1 protein-coding gene is annotated in these 766 nt (G+C 52.6%); it reads left to right on the plus strand.

Features of this window, described 5'->3' with window-relative positions:
* Positions 1 to 45: 45 nt before the first annotated feature.
* A partial coding sequence (locus ACXJ7R_RS35090) for a LysR family transcriptional regulator (RefSeq protein ID WP_457155796.1) occupies positions 46 to 766 on the plus strand: 721 nt, incomplete at its 3' end.

Here is a 766-nt window from a genome sequence, read left to right on the forward strand (position 1 = left end):
ACCGCCACCATTGACAAAAAAATTGGCGGTCCATAATCTCTTGTTATGAAGAACCTTCGTTCGGCCGTGGGAACACCTTCTTCAATCATAGCCTTTGAGGCGGCTGGCAGGCATCTGAATTTCAGTAAGGCCGCTGCCGAATTAAACGTTAGCCAACCGGCGATCAGCCGCCAGATCCGCAATCTCGAAGAGCACATCGGGAAGGATCTTTTCTTCCGCAGAGGCAACAAGGTCCGCTTGACAGAAAGGGGCCGTATCCTCTTTGAAGCAGCGAGGGAGTCTTTCGAACGGATCATATCGGCCGTAGAGAGTATGGAAGATGAGACCCGGGACACGACACTGGTCCTGCGCTCTCAGCCAATCTTATTGTCTACGTTCGTGCTTCCGCTCATGCCCGATCTTCAGCGTGCCTTCCCCGGGTTTTTCATCGATATTCAGTCGTTAGAAAATACCGCGCCAATCGACAGTGAGCGGAACACGATCGCAATCCTGTACGGCAACGGAAATTGGCCTGGGATGCGGTCAGAATTGCTATTTAGCGACGTCTATTTCCCGATATGCCATCCCCTGATTCTCAAGGGGATTCAGACGACCGAGCCGATGGATCTGTTTGACAGCCTACCATTGTTGCAAATCTCAAACTTCATTGACCCGTGGATGGAGTGGCGGAAGTGGGGAGAGCACTTTGCAATCGAACGCCTCGTCACAAAGCGCCCACAATTTATCAACGACTATGAGATGCTGCTCAGGGCGTGCCGGGCGGGAC

The organism is Mesorhizobium sp. P5_C1, assembly GCF_054049815.1.